Below are 14,703 nucleotides of genomic sequence, written 5' to 3'. Positions count from 1 at the left end.
GTGTCGCCCGGCCTGTGGTCATCACCTTGCGGGCGGGGCCTTTCCGTTCACTGCCGCTGGGCTGTCGCTCGGCTGCCGGTTCGCTGTCGCCGCGCTTCCTCTGCCCTGTCACCCCGCTCCGCCTGCGCTTCCGCCGCGCTCCTCCCACGCTGTCGCCGCGCGCCCCCTGCCCTGGCGGCCTGCCGTCGCCTGCCCTGTCGGCATCGGCGGCAGGGCGCTCACCTGGCGGGTTATCGTCGTCGGCATGCGATTCGGGGTGCTCGGTCCGCTGGCCGTGTGGACGACGGACGGTGCGGAGGTCGCCGTCCCCGGCGCCAAGGTCCGTGCGCTGCTCGCCCACTTGCTGGTGCACCCGGGACATCCGGTGTCGGCGGACCGGCTGATCGACGCCCTGTGGGGCGAGGAACTGCCCGATCATCCCTCGAACGCCCTCCAGGGCAAGGTGTCGCAGCTGCGCCGGACCCTGGAGCGGGCCGAGCGGGGCGGCAGGGCCCTGGTGGGGGCGGGGCCCGCCGGTTACGCGCTGCGGGTGGCGGCGGACGCGGTCGACACGGGCCGGTTCGCGCGGCTCCTGGAGCGGGCCAGGGCGGCGGACGTGACCGGCGACCGGATCCGGCTCCTGGACGAGGCGCTCGGGCTGTGGCGGGGCGAGACGTTCGCCGACTTCGCCGACGACGCGTTCGCGCGGGGCGCGATCGGCCGCCTGGAGGAGGACCGGCTGACCGCGTGGGAGGACCGGGCCGAGGCCCGCCTGGCGTCCGGGGAGCACGGTCCGCTCGCCGCGGACCTGGCCGACCTGGTCGTACGCCACCCCCTGCGGGAGCGGCTGCGCTCCGCGCAGATGCGGGCCCTGTACCGCGCGGGACGGCAGGCCGAGGCCCTGGCCGCGTACGAGGAGTTGCGCCGGCGCCTGGCCGAGGAGCTGGGGCTGGTCCCCGGCCCTGAACTCGCCGCTCTGCACGGGGCGATCCTTCGGCAGGACTCGGCGCTGGACGCGCCCGTGGGTGCGGGGAGGGGTACGCCGGTGGCCGAGTCCGCCGCACCCGTGCCTCCGCTCGCGGCGCCCGCGCCACCGGCCGACACACCGCCCGCGCACGCACCGCACTCGGCCATGCGCCCCACGGCACCGCACTCGGCCACGCGCCCCTCCACAACACCGCACTCGGCCACACATCCCTCGACCACAGGTCCCTCGGCCACCACGACGCCGGCCCCCGCACCCCCGGCGCCCGTCTCCCCCGCCCCCGCCCCCGGAGGCGCCGCGCGCCCCGCGGCCCCCCGTACCAACCTCCCCGCCCCCGTCGCCCCTCTCATCGGCCGTGACGATGCCGTGCCCGGAGTACGTCAACTCCTCACCGCCACAAGGCTGGTGACGTTGACCGGGCCCGGAGGCGTCGGCAAGACGCGGCTCGCCGTCGCCGCGGCGTGCGGGCTCGTGGACCGGTTCCCGGACGGGGTGTGGCTGGTCGAGCTGGCGGGGCTGGAGCCCACAGGGCCCGGTCGGGCGGCCGAGGCGGGGCCCGTCCCGGTGGCCGACTCGGTCGCCGGGCCCGTGGCCGAGGCCGTCGCCCGGACGCTCGGGCTGCACGAGGAACCGGGGGCGGCCGCGACAGCGGTCGAACGGCTCGCGGAGGCCCTGCGCGCGCGACGGCTGCTGCTCGTGCTCGACAACTGCGAGCATCTGGTGGACGCCGTCGCCGAGTTGGCCGAAGGGCTGCTGCGCGACGCGCCCGGGCTCACCGTCCTCGCCACCAGCCAGGAGCCCCTCGACGTGAGCGGCGAGCGGGTCCTCGCGGTGCCACCGCTCGAACTCGCGGGCGCCATGGAGCTGTTCCGGCAGCGGGCCGGGCTCGGTCCCGGGGCCGACCTCGGGGCGGACGACGCGGAGGCCGTCGCCGAGTTGTGCGTACGGCTCGACGGGCTTCCGCTGGCGCTGGAGCTCGCGGCCGCGCGGGTGCGCACGATGGGCGTACACGGGCTGCTGTCCCGCATCGACGACCGGTTCGCCCTGCTCGGCCGCGGCTTTCGCGGGGCGCCCGCCCGGCAGCGTACGCTCCACGCGGTCATCGACTGGAGCTGGTCGCTGCTCTCGCCGCCGGAGCGCACGGTGCTGCGACGGCTCGCCGTGCACGACGGCTGCACGCTCGACGCCGCCCGGACGGTGAGCGCGGGCGGTGCCGTGCGCGGCGCCGATGTGCTCGACCTCCTCTCCCGGCTCGTGGACCGCTCGTTGGTGGTGGCCTCCGACCGCCAGGACGGGCCCCGGTACTGCGTCCTCGAGTCCGTCCGCGAGTACGGCGCCGAACAGCTGCGGGAGGCGGGCGAGCTCGCCGACGTACGCGAGCGGCACAGCGCCCACTACGCCCGGCTCGCCGTCACGGCGGGCCGCTCGCTGCACGGCCCCGAGCAGCGCCGGTGGCTGGATCGCCTCGACGAGGAGAGCGCCAATCTGCGCCGCGCCCTGGACACGGCGGTCGAACGCGGCGCGGTGGAGCGCGCGTTGGACATGGCGAACGCGTTGGCCTGGTACTGGGTGCTGCGGGGGCGGATCACCGAGGCACGGAGGTCACTGGACGCGGTCCTGGCGATGACGCCGGGGGCGGGGGCGCGCGGGGGCGAACCGGGGGCGGTCAGCGGGGTGGGGCCGGGCCCGAGGCCGACGCCGGACCTTGAGTCGGAGCCCGGCCGTGGGGCGGCGCAGGCCCGCGAGTCGGCCCCGGACGTCCCGCACGCCCCCGGCCCCCCTGCGCCCGCCGGTTCCACCGCCGCCGCCCGGGCCCTCGCCCTCGCCTGGCGTACCGGCATCTCCCTGCGGGAGGGTGGCGACGACGCGGGCGTGGACGCGTACGCGGACGTCTGCGCGGGCACGGACACGGGCGTGGGCCCGGACGCCGAGCCGACCGCCTCCGGACCCGCCCTCCTGCTCCAGGCGACCCTCGCCGCCCATCGCGACCTCGACGACCCCTCAGGTCGCGCCACCGCCCTGTGGATCCTCGGCTCCGCGCAGTTGGGCGCGGGCGCCGTGCGGACCGGGGAGCGGCTGGTGGACGAGGCGCTCGACGCGTTCTCCGCCCTCGGTGACGCGTGGGGCACCGCCGCCGCGCTGAGCGTACGGGCCCGGCACGCCCTCGCGCGCGGAGACCTCGCCGCCGTCCGCCGCGACAGCGAGCGCAGCGCTCGCCTCTTTCGCGAACTGGGCGACGAATGGGGGCAGTTGCAGACCGTCTTCCCGCTGGCCACCCTCAGCGAGATCGCCGGCGACTACGCCGGGGCGGCCCGGCTGCACCGCGAGGGCCTTGCCATCGCCGAGCGCCTCAAGCTCTGGACGGAGGCGTCCAAGCGACTGTCAGGACTGGGCCGGATCGCCCTGCTCACGGGCGACTTCGAGGAGGCCCGGGCCGCGCACGGGCGCGCCCTGCGGCTCGCCCGCGACCACAGTTTCCGCTCCGGCGAGCTGGACGCGCGGATCGGCCTCGGCCTCGGGGCGCGCCGGGAGGGCGATCTGGCGGGCGCGGAGGAGCACATGCGCGACCTCCTCGACTGGTTCCGCAGGGCGGACTACGGCCCCGGCATCACGCTCGCACTCGCCGAGCTGGGCTTCGTGGCGGAGCTGCGCGGCGACGCGGCACGGGCGCACGCGCTGCACGCCGAGGGCTTCGACGTCGCCGTGAGCCTCGGGGACGCCCGGGCGCTCGCCCTCGCCCTGGAGGGCCTTGCGGGGGCGGCGGGCGCCGCCGGGGAGCACCGCGCCGCCGCGACGCTGCTCGGCGCGGCGGCCGCCGCCCGCACTTCCGTGGGCGCCCCGCTGCCGACGGGCGAACGGCGCGACGTGGACCGGGTGGCGGCCGCCGCCGAGGCGCGGCTCGGCGGAGCGGCGTACGCCACCGCGTTCGACGAGGGCGGGCACATGAGCCCTGAGCAGGCACGACGCCTCGTGGGCCGGACACCCGAGCGGCCCCGGGAGCCACTTCCGTCGCATTGACCACACCAGCCCCACAAGGCCCCTAGCTCCTCTGCACCCACGTGGTCAAGCACCGGTTTCCGGTCGAACGCCGCGCCGAGAAAAACGACCAACCGCTCATTTTCCCAGGTCAGCGGGTCGTTCTCGGTTATACCACCTGGCGAGGTCCACATTCTGGACGCCTCCGACGCGCCGCGTCCGGGCGCCCTGAGCTGCCCGAACGGTCATTCGGCCCTCGCTCAACGAGTGCAGTCATCCGGAAATCGACCATCCGCTTGCCGCTCACTCAGCGCACTTGCAAGACTCCCGAACGCAACCAGGAACGGCACACGCAATCTCCACGTAACACCTGGTTTCACACACAAGAAACACAACCCTCGTACATCTCCATCGCATTGAAGGAGCGTCAAAGTGCGTCACCTCCCGAAGACCGTGAGCGCGGCCGTCGCCGTGGCTGCAGGCGTCCTGACCGTCACGGCGGTCTCGACGGGCTCGGCCGGTGCTGCGACCCCGGCACCGACGGGCCTGTACGCTCCGTCGGACCTGGTGCTCACTGTCGGCCAGGGCGACGACGCCGCCACGGCCACGGTGCAGCGCGCGGTCACCCTCAGCTGCGCGCCGAAGGCCACCGGCACCCACCCGGCACCGCGTGCCGCGTGCGGTGAACTCTTCACCGTCGAGGCACAGTTCGAGAAGCTCGTCGACCAGGACCCGAAGGTCGCGTGCACCAAGGAATGGAACCCGGTCGTGGTCTCCGCGGTCGGCGTCTGGCAGGGCAAGCACGTGGCATGGACGACCACCTTCGGCAACCCGTGTGCCATGAAGGCGGCCCTCACGGACGGCGCCCTGCTCAACTTCTGACGGCTCGCCCGTCCACCCCCATACCCCTCGGCAACCTTTCGTGGGGGGAGGAAGCCGAGGCACGCGGCCCCCGATGTCCCGAGCATCGGGGGCCGCGCAATTCTCCCCGCCCGCGCCCGAGTCCACGCCCGCGCGCGTCTGGGTCCGGACCCGCACGCCGGCCCGTGCCCGGGCCCGCAGCGCAACCCGCGGCCTCCCGCGCGGGTCGTTCCCGCGGAATCTGCCTGATCCTGTCCGGGACCCGGATCCCGTCCGGCCCGAGGAGGCCCCGCCGTGCACACCCCCGAGACGCCCCCGCACCCCGCCCCCGAGACCACCCCGGGCTCCGTGCCCCCCGCCCCTCGCGACCCCGCCGCATTCGGGGGCCTGCCGGGCGGCATCGGCGTGTCCCTGCTGCGCGTGTACGACTGGCCGGCCGCCGACGGCCTGCGCGGCGGCACCCCGCACCTCCACCTCACCTGCACCGAGGGCTACGCGGTCGTCAGCGGCCGGGGCGCCGTGCAGACCCTGACGTCCACCGGTTTCCGGCAGACCCCGCTGACGCCCGGCGCGCTCGTGTGGTTCACGCCCGGGACGATCCACCGGCTCGTCAACGAGCGCGACCTGACCCTGCACGTCCTCATGCAGAACAGCGGCCTGCCCGAGGCCGGCGACGCCGTCCTCACCCTGCCCCCGCACCTGCTCACGGACCCCGCGACGTACCGCGCCGCCACGGCCCTGCCGCCCCGCACCACCCACGAGGGCGAGGCCGCCGCGACCGGCGACGCGGCCGTCGAGCGTGCCGCGCGGCGCCGCCGTGACCTCGCCGTCGAGGGGTTCACCGCGCTGCGCGCCGCCACGGAGGCGGGCGACCCCGAGCCCCTCGCCGCCTTCCACCGGGCCGCCGCCGCCCTCGTCGCCCCCCTGACCGCCGCGTGGCGCGAGCGCTGGCGCACGGGCGCCGCGGCCGCGGCCGCCGCCACGGGCGCACAGTTCGACGCCCTGGCGAAGGGCCAGGCGAGCCACCTCGCGCAGGCCGCGGTGCGGGCCGAACTGCCCGTCGAGCGGGGCCGGTTCGGGATGTGCGGACGGCTCGACGTATACGAGACCGGCGCCCCCTGAGCCGCTTTCGGGAAGGGGCCGCGGCCGAGGGCGGCAGACGCCCACCGGAGACGGCACCCCGGCAACACGTCGACTCCCTCGGCTCCCTCGACTCCCTTCCTCGACTCCCTTCCTCGACTCCCTCCCTCGACTCCCTCGACTCCCTTGATTCCCTCGACTCCCTCCGACTGCACGGCTTCACGACCGTCGTCCTCACCACCAGGGGCGCCAGGTCCGGCAAGATCCGCAAGACCCCGGTGATCCGTGTCAGCGACGGCGCGCGCTACCTTGCCGTCGGCTCCGTGGGCGGCGCTCCCAAGCACCCGGCCCGGTACCACCACGTCCTCGCGCACGTATGCAGGAGCAGACGGAGCGGATCCTGCCCGTCGTGGTCCTGGAACCGGTCGCCGAGGGAGCCTGACGCACGGACAATCGATCGACGACTACGACAACGGGGGACGACAGATGAACCGGGCAGAGCACACCGTCGAGGCCGGACCCCTCACCACCGAGCGCCTCACGCTGGAGCCCCTGCGCGTCACGCACGCCGATGAGCTGGCGCCCGTGCTCGACGACGCGGCGCTGCACACGTTCATCGGGGGCGCCCCGGACGACCTGGCGACGCTGCGGGCCCGCTACGCGCGCATGGTCGCCGGGTCGCCGGACCCGCGGGTCTCCTGGTGCAACTGGGTGATCCGGGTGTCCGCCGACGGCCGCCCCGCGGGCACCGTGCAGGCGACCGTGAGGCCCGACGCGACCGGCGACGGGCTCGCGGCCGAGATCGCCTGGGTGGTGGGCACCGCGTGGCAGGGCCGGGGCGTCGCGTCCGAGGCGGCGCGGGCCCTCGTGGCCTGGCTGCGCGGCCGACCGGGGGTGACGTGCGTCCTCGCGCACATCCACCCCGACCACGCCGCGTCGGCGGCCGTGGCCCGCGCCGCCGGGCTCGCGCCCACCGAGGAGTGGCACGACGGCGAGGTCAAGTGGCTGCTCACGTTCGACCGTTGAGCCGGGGCGCGGCCCGGCCCGGACGCAGCGGGCCGAGCAGCGCCCCGAGCCGCACCGCGTCCGTCCTCACTGGGGCCGGTCCCCCGCGATTCAGTGGGGCCGGTCCCCCGCGATCGCGACCCGCTCCGCCACCCGCCGGTGCGGCGCGTAGTCGTCGACGGCGTAGTGCTGCGTCGCCCGGTTGTCCCAGAACGCGATGTCGCCCGGCTGCCACTGCCAGCGCACCTGGTACTCCGGCACATGGGCCTGGCGGACCAGATGGCCGAGGAGGCGGTCGCTCTCGGCGCGGTCCATGCCGACGATGTGCGTGGTGAAGGACGTGTTGACGAACAGCGTCCGGCGCCCGGTCTCCGGGTGCGTGCGCACCACGGGATGCGTGACGGGCGGGAACTCGTCCTGGAACGGGACGAGTTGCTCGGGCCCGTAGAAGCGCGAGAATCCGGGGATGAAGTCGTGGACGGCCCGCGCGCCGTCGATGCGCGCCTTGACGCCGTCCGTGAGGTTGTCGTACGCGGCGGCCATGTCCGCCCACAGGGTGTCGCCGCCGACGGGCGGGACCTCGCGGAGCTGCAACACGGCGCCGAGCGCGGGCCGTTCGCGGAAGGTGACGTCGGCGTGCCACACGTTCTCGAAGGTGGGTGCCGCGCTGCCGCCCTTCTCGAAGCGCACGACGTCCTCGGCGGCGCCGCGCGCGAGCAGCGGGTTGGTCTCCAACTCGCCCCAGCCGCGGGCGAAGGCACGCTGCTGGTCGAAGGTCAGGTGCGCGCCGCGGAAGAACAGCACCTTCCATTCCAGGAGGGCGCGGTGCAGTTCGGCGCGGACCGCCGGGTCGAGCGTCCTGGTGAGGTCGGCGCCGCGGATCTCCGCGCCGATGACGCGGCCCCGGGGCACGACGTCGACGTGCTCGTAGGGCCGCTCCGCCCAGCCTTCGGGGAGGCGGCGCAGGGTGCGGCGGCCCTCGTACATGCCGTCGGCGGGGACGCGGGCCTCGCGGAGCGCGCCGGGGGTGCCCGGCTGCGGGTTCGGGGCGTCGTGGGGGGCGGTGGGGGACGTGGGCAGAGCCGTCATGGTGGTGATCCTCGCGTCGGGCGAAGGGCCTGGACCGGGCCGGACACAGGCCGAGTGAACGGGGCTTCGGCGCACGGCTCGACGCGCACAGGAACGCGTACGGTCAGGGGAGCGCGGCGCCGCGGGGTCGCGGTGGTCGCGTCAACGGCCCGATCGCTCGCACCCGCGCCGCCACGGGACGTTGAAACGCCCGAGGCCGGTGGTCAGGTGCTGGATCATGTCGGCCATTGTGGGCGGCGGTTCCGCTTGCGTCAACAGGCGTTGGCGGGAGCCCGCGGACCTCACCCCGCGCGCCGGAAAACCCCGCCGACCTGCACGGAAGATCCGAGGGCGCCGGTGAGTTGTACGGGCGGCGCTCCCGCGCAAGGCTGACCCGGCCGACATCGCGATGCCCGGATGACGGATGATCGACCCATCCGTACCAGGCAACTGTGCAACGCAGAGAGGACCACCCCATGGATGACCGCTTCGACGTCGTCGTGCTCGGAGCAGGACCCGGCGGATATGTCGCCGCCATCCGCGCCGCCCAGCTGGGCAAGCGGGTAGCGGTCGTCGAGGAGAAGTACTGGGGCGGGGTCTGCCTCAACGTCGGCTGCATCCCGACGAAGGCGCTGCTGCGCAACGCCGAGCTGGCGCACCTGTTCACGCACGAGGCCAAGACGTACGGCATCAAGGTCGACGGCGAGGTCTCCTTCGACTACGGCGAGGCGTTCCGGCGCAGCCGCACCGTCGCGGACGGCCGCGTCAAGGGCGTCCACTTCCTGATGAAGAAGAACAAGATCACGGAGTTCGACGGCCGCGGCACCTTCCTCGACGCCCACACCCTCCAGGTGGCGAAGTCCGACGGCACGACCACCACCATCGGCTTCGACAACTGCATCATCGCCACCGGCGCCACCCCGAAGCTGCTGCCCGGCACCCGCCGCAGCGAGCGCGTGGTGACGTACGAGGAGCAGATCCTCGCCGACGAGCTGCCGGACTCCGTCGTGATCGCGGGCGCGGGCGCGATCGGCATCGAGTTCGCGTACGTCCTGCACAACTACGGCGTGAAGGTCACGATCGTCGAGTTCCTGGACCGGATGGCGCCCCTTGAGGACGCGGACGTGTCCAAGGAGCTGGCCAAGCAGTACCGCAAGCTCGGCATCGACGTGCTGACGTCGACCCGGGTGGAGAGCATCGACGAGTCGGGCGAGCAGGTCCGCGTCACCGTCACCGCCAAGGACGGCAAGCAGCAGGTCCTTCAGGCCGACAAGGTCCTCCAGGCGATCGGCTTCGCCCCGAACGTCACCGGATACGGCCTGGAGGCCACGGGCGTGGCGGTCACCGAACGCGGCGCCATCGACGTCGACGGCCGCTGCCGCACGTCCGTGCCGCACATCTACGCCATCGGCGACGTGACCGCGAAGCTGATGCTCGCGCACACCGCCGAGTCCATGGGCGTCATCGCCGCCGAGACCCTCGCGGACGCCGAGACCATGGAGCTCGACTACCCGATGATCCCGCGCGCCACCTACTCGCAGCCGCAGATCGCGAGCTTCGGCTGGACGGAGGCGCAGGCCCGCGATAAGGGCTTCGACGTCCAGGTCGCCAAGTTCCCGTTCCAGGCGAACGGCAAGGCGCACGGCCTCGGTGACACTGTCGGCTTCGTCAAGATCATCAGCGATGGGACGCACGGCGAGATCATCGGCGCCCACCTGATCGGCCCCGACGTCACCGAGCTGCTTCCCGAGCTGACCCTGGCCCAGCAGTGGGACCTCACGGTGCACGAGGTGGCCCGCAACGTCCACGCCCACCCGACGCTGGGCGAGGCCGTCAAGGAGGCCGTGCACGGCCTGGCCGGACACATGATCAACTTCTGACGGGTTCCGCCCCGCCGCCCGGGTGCGCGAAGGCCCCGCCTCCGTACGCGGTGGCGGGGCCTTCGCGCGTGGGCGGGCGCCTCAGGCACGTCCCCGCACCGGACCGCCCGCCCCCAAGTGGCGGAGTCGGGCTCCCCGGAAGATCCTGGGCAGGATGTGACGTGCCTCGGGGGCCGAGGAGAGGCAGCTGCCGATGTTCTCTGGCCTGGGCCGATTCGTGGTCCGCCGCCCGTGGTGGATCATCCTCGCGTGGGTGATCGCCGCGGGAGCCGTGATCTCGCTGGCACCGAAGCTCACGTCCAGCTCGGACGAGGCGAGCTTCCTGCCCGACCACTACGAATCCATCCGCGCCTCCGACCTGCAGGAACGCGATTTCCCACAGCAGCAGAACATCGGCGCGATCATCGTTTTCCAGCGCTCCGACGGCGAGCGGATCACCGCCGCCGACTCCGCGGACGTCACCCGGATCGCCAAGGACCTGGCGGCGAAGAAGGTCAAGGAGGTCCAGGCGATCGACCCCGGCGAGGTCTCGCCGAACAAACTGGTGCAGACAGCGATCGTCGCCATGCCGAAGGTCACCGACCCCGAGGACACCTCCCAGCAGGACGCGGTCGAGCGGCTCCGCAAGGACCTCGGGCCGGAGCTGAAGGGCACCGGCCTCAAGGCCGGCATCACCGGCTCCGCCGCGCAGGCCCTGGACGAGAGCGACGCCTCCGAGCGGGCCGGGATCCTCGTCGGCGTCGGCACCATCGTGATCATCATCGTGCTGCTGCTCGTGATCTTCCGCAGCCCGATCATCGCGCTGCTGCCCGTCGTCCTCATCGGCCTGATCTCGCCGATGGCGACGGGCCTCATCGCCTCCGCCAACAAGGCCTTCGACATGAAGGCCGACTCCTCCATCCAGGAGCTCCTGACCGTCGTCCTGTTCGGCGTCGGCACGGACTACATCCTGTTCCTGCTCTTCCGCTACCGGGAGGCGCTGCGCACGGGCGAGGAGCCCAAGGGTGCCATGGTGCACGCCGTGGAGCGGGTCGGCGAGGCCATCACCTCGGCGGCCGGCGCCGTCATCGTCGCCTTCGCCGCGCTGACGCTGTCCTCGCTCGGCATGCTCCGCTCGATGGGCCCGGCCCTCGCGATCGCCGTGTTCCTGACGCTGCTCGCGGGCCTCACCCTCGTGCCCGCCGTGGTGTCGCTGCTCGGTACGAAGGTGTTCTGGCCGTCGAAGTCCTGGCAGCGCGAGCCGCACGGCACGGGCTTCGCCAAGCTCGGCCTTTCGATCGCCCGCAAGCCCGCCGTGTGGACGGTGGTCTCCGGGCTCTTCATGGCCGTCCTCGCGCTCGGCGCGCTCGGCTACAAGGCGAACTTCGACCTCGCGGGCTCCTCGCTGCCCAAGGACAAGGAGTCCATCGTCTGGCAGGACAACTTGGAGAAGGGCTTCCCCGCGGGCAGCACCGACCCGACCTTCGTGTATCTGACGGCGACGGACGACCGGCCCCTCGCGGCGAGCCAACCGGCGGCGTTCCGCGCCCAGTTGGAGTCGGTGAAGGGTGTCGGCGAGGTGGCCGAGCCGCGCGTCAGCAAGGACGGTACGACGGCCGCGTACTCGGTCGTCCTCTCCGATCCGCCCGCCTCCGAGAAGGCCCTGGCGACGGTGCGGGACCGGCTGCGGCCCGCGGCCCACGACGACGCGCCCGCGGGCACGAAGGCCCTCGTGGGCGGCACGACGGCCGTGTACGTCGACATCAACAAGGCCGTCGACCGGGACTACTCGGTCGTCTTCCCGGTGGCCGCCGTCGCCATCATGGTGATCCTGGGCCTGCTCCTGCGCAGCCTGGTGGCGCCCTGGTACCTGATGCTGTCGGTCGCGCTCGGCTTCGGCGCGACGCTCGGCGCGACCTCGATCCTGTTCCAGCAGATCGGCAGCCAGCCCGGCCTGATGTTCATGCTGCCCGTGATCATGTACTTGTTCGTGGTCGCGCTCGGCACGGACTACAACATCCTGATGGTGTCCCGGCTGCGCGAGGAGGCCCGCGAGGGCCGCGACCCGCACGACGCGGCGGGCACGGCGGTGCGCCACTCGGGGCCGACGATCGGCTCGGCGGGCGTGATCCTCGCGGGTACGTTCGCGACGCTGATGCTCGCGGGCAACTCCACGCTGTCCCAGATGGGCTTCTCGCTCTCCTTCGGCATCGTGATCGCCGCGTTCGTCATGGCGATGGTGTTCACGCCCGCGCTGACGGCCCTCATCGGGCACGCCGCCTGGTGGCCCGGGCACGGCGACGAGAAGCGCAACGGCGGGAATGGGGGCGGCAGTTCGGGCGGCGGTCTCGACGGTGGCACGCAGGGGGACGCGGGAGCGCCCGCCGGGCCGGGGCCCGGGACGGGCGCGGGTCCGCCGCGCTGAGCGGGGGCTCGGTGCCGCCGGGGCAGCGAACGGTCGGTGGGCGGCACCGCGGGGGCGGGCGGGGGCCGGACGGGCCAGGCGGGTCGGCCGGGTCAGGCGGGCCAGGCGGGTCGGCCGGGTCGGCCGGGGCAGGCAGCCCTGACGTGGGGTGCCGCGGCGGGTGGCCTCTCAGGGGCAGGGAGCGGCCCGGTCGCCCTCCACCTGTCCGGCCCGCGCCCGCCCGATCCCCGTCAGCGCCCCGGTGAGCGCGACGGCCACGGCGCACAGGCCGACCACCAGACACACCCCGCGCACGCCCCACGTCCCGGCGGCCATGGCCACGGCGGCGGCGCCGATCGGGCCGAGGGCGTTGTGGATGGTCCAGAACGCCGAGGTGACGCGGCCCAGGAGATGACTGGGCGTCACCTCCTGGCGCAGGGACATGGAGTTGACGCCGCCGACGCCGGTGCAGAAGAGCATGCCCGCCGCGAGCAGCGCCACCACCGGCACGCTGCCCGACAGGCCGAGGCAGGCCACGGCGACCCCGGCGAGAGCGTGCGCGCCGATCCAGCTGACGCCGAAGCCGAGCCGTCCGCGCAGCCGGGCGACCACGAAGGTGGCGGCGAGCGTGCCGAGCGTCCCGGCGGTCAGGACGTAGCCCACGGCGCCGTCGCCGTGGCCGAGGTCGTCCTTCACGCGGTAGATGAGGACGTCGGTCACGCCGTACGTGAGGAAGGTGAGCAGCGCGAGCAGGACGGTCAGGGGGCGCAGGACGGGGTGCCGCCACAGGAATCGGGCGCCGGCGAGGAACTCCTCGCGCACGCCGCCGCGTTCGACTGCCACCGGGGCGGGCTCGTCCGTGGCTCCCGGCGGGTCCTGGGCGCCCTCGCCCGCCGACGCGTCCCGCTCCGCGGGTGGGGCGGCCGCCCGGATCCGCACGAAGAGGATGCCCACCGCCGACACCGCGAAGGTCGCGGCGTCGATGCCGATGGCGGCCGCGGGCCCGAACCCGGCCGCGACCAGCCCCGCGAGCATCGGCCCGCCCGCCCCCGCGACGGCGTAGGTGCCGTACAGATGGCTGTTGGCCTTCAGGATCTGCCCGGGCGCGACGATGCCGGGCACCACGGTCACGTACGTCACCTGGAAGAGCATCGCGAAGACACCGGCGACGGGCACGACCGCGTACACCAGCCAGATCGGCGTCGCGAACAGCCACACCAGCGGGATGAGTCCGTAGAGCAGACACCGCGCGACGTCGGTGACCACGATCAGCCGGCGCCGGTCCACGCGGTCGGCGACGACCCCGGCGAACAGGCCCGTGACGATCGTGGCGGCGCCGGTCAGACCGGTGACGAGCCCCATCTGCGCGAGCGAACCGGTCTCGTGCAGGACGAGCAGCGGGATCGCCACGTGCGAGAAGGAGTCCCCGAGCGCGGAGAGGCATTGAAGGGCCAGGAACAGACGGTAGTTGGAGTCGGCCCACAGCGACGGCCCGGTCGCGGGCCCCGCCGCCGCCCGCGGACGCCGCGACGTGTCACGCCGGGCCATGCCTCTCCCCCGTCCCCGTAGCCTGAACCGCCTTTCCCCCTAAGGGACTTGCCCTTCGTCCCCGAAGTCCGCCGAGAGCTCCTGCGCCTCAGCGTACGTCGGCAGCCCCTCCGGCCCCACCACACCGCGTGTGAACGCCCGCGCCACCTCGACCGCCTGCCCCACCGCCGCCCGGAACAGCAGTGACCCGGTGCTGACGCGGCGCACGCCGAGGGCGGCGAGGCACATCGGCGTGAGGCCGCCCGGCGCGTAGAGGGTGTTCAGCGGTACGTCGAGCGCGTCGACGAGTCCCGCGATGGCCGCCTCGTCCTGAACCCCGGGCACGAACACTCCGTCAGCACCGGCCAGTTGGTAGGTGACGGCGCGCTCACGGGCCTCCTTCTCGCCCCCGGCGTCCAGCCAGTACGCGTCCGTCCGGGCGTTGAGGAACAGGGCGGGCACGGCCTCCTTCACGGCGCGGATCAGCTCGCACTGCGGGCCGACGGCGGTGAGCGTCCCGTCGGGCCTGCCGTCTTCGAGGTTCACGCCGACCACCCCCGCGGCGGCGAGTTCACGGGCGAGCAGGACGACGTCGACGGGCCGTTCGCTGAAGCCGCCCTCGATGTCGACGGTGATGAGGGCGGGCAACCGGGCCATGCCGAGGGCGAGGCGTACCGTCTCCGTCCGTGCGGCGCCGGCGGCGTCCGGCTTGCCCGCGGCGGCGGCGACGCCGAGGCTCGTCGTGCCGATGGCGGGGAACCCGGCGCGGGCGAGCGCGGCGGCGGACGCGTGGTCCCAGGCGTTGGGCAGGAGCAAGGGGTCGCCGGTGCGATGCAGGGCGCGGAAGGCCTCGAACCGGTCGGTCCCTGTGGTCCCGGCGGGCTGTTCGGTCTGGGGCTCGGTCTCGTGCGCGGTCTCGTGCTCGGCCTTGGGGTCGATCTTCGGGTCGGTCATGTCCG

General features: G+C 74.0%; 10 protein-coding genes. 7 read left to right on the top strand and 3 right to left on the bottom strand.

The annotated features are described in order from the left end of the window. Window positions 1-244 precede the first annotated feature (244 nt). The 5 genes from QUY26_RS35420 to QUY26_RS35400 all read left to right on the top strand — a co-directional run bounded on the left by QUY26_RS35420 (window position 245) and on the right by QUY26_RS35400 (window position 6,907). Window positions 245-3,982, top strand: coding sequence for an AfsR/SARP family transcriptional regulator (locus QUY26_RS35420; RefSeq protein WP_289953977.1), 3,738 nt, complete (start codon window positions 245-247; stop codon window positions 3,980-3,982). A 390-nt stretch (window positions 3,983-4,372) separates the two neighbouring features. Then, a complete protein-coding gene (locus QUY26_RS35415; RefSeq protein ID WP_289953975.1) occupies window positions 4,373-4,822 on the top strand; it encodes an SSI family serine proteinase inhibitor in 450 nt (149 codons plus the stop codon). Between the two features lie 327 nt (window positions 4,823-5,149). After that, window positions 5,150-5,923 (top strand): cupin domain-containing protein, encoded by a 774-nt coding sequence (locus tag QUY26_RS35410; protein ID WP_289956319.1) that lies wholly within the window; start codon window positions 5,150-5,152, stop codon window positions 5,921-5,923. Next, window positions 5,884-6,456 carry a nitroreductase/quinone reductase family protein gene (locus tag QUY26_RS41025; protein WP_354670732.1) on the top strand — a complete coding sequence of 191 codons (573 nt, stop codon included), beginning with the start codon at window positions 5,884-5,886 and terminating at the stop codon, window positions 6,454-6,456. Before QUY26_RS35410 ends, QUY26_RS41025 begins: the two co-directional genes overlap by 40 nt. Next, window positions 6,368-6,907, top strand: coding sequence for a GNAT family N-acetyltransferase (locus QUY26_RS35400; RefSeq protein WP_289953971.1), 540 nt, complete (start codon window positions 6,368-6,370; stop codon window positions 6,905-6,907). The genes QUY26_RS41025 and QUY26_RS35400 overlap by 89 nt, the downstream gene beginning before the upstream one ends. Window positions 6,908-6,997: 90 nt before the next feature. Here QUY26_RS35400 and QUY26_RS35395 read toward each other — a convergent pair whose 3' ends face one another. Continuing rightward, on the bottom strand, window positions 6,998-7,873 hold the full coding sequence (locus tag QUY26_RS35395) for a TauD/TfdA dioxygenase family protein (RefSeq protein ID WP_289956318.1): 876 nt from the start codon (window positions 7,871-7,873) through the stop codon (window positions 6,998-7,000). A gap of 557 nt (window positions 7,874-8,430) precedes the next feature. Between QUY26_RS35395 and lpdA the strand changes: the two genes are divergently transcribed. Together lpdA and QUY26_RS35385 are read left to right on the top strand one after the other, a co-directional pair. Next, on the top strand, window positions 8,431-9,834 hold the full coding sequence (gene lpdA / locus QUY26_RS35390) for a dihydrolipoyl dehydrogenase (protein WP_289953970.1): 1,404 nt from the start codon (window positions 8,431-8,433) through the stop codon (window positions 9,832-9,834). Between the two features lie 193 nt (window positions 9,835-10,027). Beyond that, a complete protein-coding gene (locus QUY26_RS35385; protein WP_289953966.1) occupies window positions 10,028-12,238 on the top strand; it encodes an MMPL family transporter in 2,211 nt (736 codons plus the stop codon). A 168-nt stretch (window positions 12,239-12,406) separates the two neighbouring features. Here the strand turns inward: QUY26_RS35385 and QUY26_RS35380 are convergent, their stop codons facing one another. Further along, complete coding sequence (locus QUY26_RS35380) at window positions 12,407-13,765, bottom strand: MFS transporter (protein WP_289953965.1); 1,359 nt, start codon at window positions 13,763-13,765, stop codon at window positions 12,407-12,409. Window positions 13,766-13,804: 39 nt separating this feature from the next. Continuing rightward, a complete protein-coding gene (locus QUY26_RS35375; RefSeq protein WP_289953963.1) occupies window positions 13,805-14,698 on the bottom strand; it encodes an isocitrate lyase/PEP mutase family protein in 894 nt (297 codons plus the stop codon). Window positions 14,699-14,703: the final 5 nt, after the last annotated feature.

The organism is Streptomyces flavofungini, assembly GCF_030388665.1.
Classification (GTDB): Bacteria; Actinomycetota; Actinomycetes; order Streptomycetales; family Streptomycetaceae; genus Streptomyces; species Streptomyces flavofungini_A.
Note: the sequence above shows the minus strand (reverse complement) of the source record. Positions and strands in the feature narration are given on the sequence as shown.